This window comes from Acinetobacter endophylla (genome assembly GCF_053543775.1).
The window spans coordinates 1-2,219 of record NZ_JBLVOM010000320.1; the positions used below are offsets into that span (position 1 = coordinate 1).

General features: G+C 34.8%; 3 protein-coding genes and 2 pseudogenes. 4 read left to right on the forward strand and 1 reads right to left on the reverse strand.

From position 1 onward, the window contains the following. From ACNPNW_RS19210 to ACNPNW_RS19220, 3 genes and pseudogenes are all read left to right on the forward strand, one after another. Positions 1-85 (forward strand): annotated as a pseudogene (locus ACNPNW_RS19210) (IS6 family transposase); the annotation flags it as partial. A gap of 58 nt (positions 86-143) precedes the next feature. Next, positions 144-887, forward strand: coding sequence for a DUF1173 family protein (locus tag ACNPNW_RS19215; RefSeq protein ID WP_332108386.1), 744 nt, complete (start codon positions 144-146; stop codon positions 885-887). A 10-nt stretch (positions 888-897) separates the two neighbouring features. Beyond that, positions 898-1,248 carry a hypothetical protein gene (locus tag ACNPNW_RS19220; RefSeq protein WP_228740241.1) on the forward strand — a complete coding sequence of 117 codons (351 nt, stop codon included), beginning with the start codon at positions 898-900 and terminating at the stop codon, positions 1,246-1,248. A 208-nt stretch (positions 1,249-1,456) separates the two neighbouring features. On the opposite strand, the gene ACNPNW_RS19225 is transcribed toward ACNPNW_RS19220, so the two are convergent. Then, complete coding sequence (locus ACNPNW_RS19225; protein ID WP_044113053.1) at positions 1,457-1,768, reverse strand: hypothetical protein; 312 nt, start codon at positions 1,766-1,768, stop codon at positions 1,457-1,459. A gap of 191 nt (positions 1,769-1,959) precedes the next feature. Here ACNPNW_RS19225 and ACNPNW_RS19230 point away from each other — a divergent pair. Further along, positions 1,960-2,219, forward strand: a pseudogene (locus ACNPNW_RS19230) (HAD family hydrolase); the annotation flags it as partial.

The following is a 2,219-nucleotide window of genomic DNA, read 5'->3' on the forward strand; positions in this document are numbered from 1 at the left end:
ACTACGTAAAGGACAAGCATCGTCATTTTATTATGGTCAGCCTCAGGGTGAAGTGTGTCTAATCAACAGGGTTTTCGGTCTCTAAGTACTTTTTAAAGGGAACATCATCGACTCAAATCTCTATTTGCAACAGTGCCTTAAAAATAGCCTTGAACGATAAAAAGAATAAAAAAGATGATTTAAGCGGATTGGTTTATATCCCTGAATATTACGACCAAACTAAACATAATGAGATTGAAGCTCGCAGAAAATCAGAGTTAGCAGACCTGAAAGTTAAAGGGAATAAACGCCCATTAAAAATATTTATTGGTGTGATTAAGTCTATTGATGATGCACGTTTTGATGGGGGTAGAATCATTCTAAAACATGCCCCTACATTGCATTTATTTATGGATGCAAAAATGTATAGCCAAGTTAATAAACGCTTTGAAGCAGAGCTGGAGCAAGCCCATTATCAAGATGATGTAAGCCTATTGGCGATTGGAACTTTTGGATTTGCAGACAGTGGCATTGCAAAGATTGAAGAAATAGCTCTAGTGCCTTTAAATCAAACTTGGCTACCATTTGAGAGTTTAGGTGAAAAAGAACTATTAGACACGCTCACAATGCAAAATAGATCATTTATTAAATGCCTGCGATATAACCTAAGTCCGAAAAGTCCAATTGCAAACGTATTGCTTACAGATACCAACCCACCAACGGCATTTTACTTGATCAATGATCAGACTGAAGATTCTTATATTGCTGAAGCAAAGGAATTGATTGCATCAAGTGAGTTCACTTCAATTCTGGTCAATGTAGATCGGGACGTTGTGGACATACCACCACCTGAAAATAAGCCATTGTTAGGCTATAACAATTACACTGACACCGCAGTTAATAATTAAGGATTCATACATGGATTACCAAGAACAGGAACAATTTAAAATTTTTACAGGCTTTGTCGCTTTTCTAATAGCTGTTTTTTGCTTTCTAGTATGGAAAGGTTCAAGTGCAGTGGGCTTAGACTTTGCAACTGGCATGAGGTCTAGTGTTGGTTTAATTGCTTTGGTAGTGGCGGTGTACTTCGCTATCAAATGGGATATACCTAAAGCTATACTTTTCCCTGCTGTAGCAGTTTTATTGGTTGTGTGCCTGTTCCCTGCATTGAATTACTACGCACTTGAAGCATCGGAAAAGTCATTTAATCATACGACTAATTTTTTAGGTCAACCAGTACAAGAATTTTCGGCAACTGTGCGAGAGTAGTAAAGTATCATACTGATTTACTTTCAAGTCTTTGATTTTATATATCCACATAGAAGCCGATAAGACAATAAAGATTCATACTAGAGCTATCAAATTTAAATCTATGAAAAATTTACAAGCAATAAAGTTTCATACTAAATTGAATATTTTATTAATATTCTTTTTATGTTGAGCTAACCCAACTTCTGGAACTTACATTCTCATACATTTAGTCTGAATATTCAGGTGTATATCGCGTCCTAATAATACTTCCATCCTTTAAGAATAAAAGAAGCGCACCTCCTTCTAAATAGCATGGATGAAATAGGCTACTAAATGCTTGATTAACAAGATTTCTTTTAATTGTTAATTCTTCTTGCTTAAATCCATCACTCAATAAATGTTCAGAAAAATCTTTTTTAGTATATTCACGTCCTACTTCATGCGAATGAATAAACGATGCGAATGAATCTCTGAAACGCTGTAAATCAATTTTTTCAATCTGTGCCTTAGAAAGTTCATATTTAGGATATTTACGCATTTAATTAATCCTTATTTTTATAGAGACGCTTTTTATTTTAGGACAGTATTGCTGTTTTGCAATGTTCTACAGAAGAATAAAGCATAGTTAAAATGGGCTTAGGGAATTATAGCTGTGTCTGATCAATATAGGATGAAACTATATTAATCAGTACGATACTTTAATACTTAGTATGAAACTTTATTGCTCTCGTACAAAAACTAGGTTTGAATCCTAATGTTTTTTCTCAATTTTCGGATCGTTTGGGAGAAGAAGGAAAAACCCCTCTCTATGTTGCGATTGACCAGAAACTTGCTGCCATTATTGCTGTAGCAGATCCAATTAAAGAATCAACATTTGCTGCAATTGAAGCGTTACATCAGTTAGGTTTAAAGGTTGCCATGATTACAGGTGATAACCGTCATACAGCTCAAGCGATTGCAAAAAAACTAGGTATTGATGAGGTTATTGC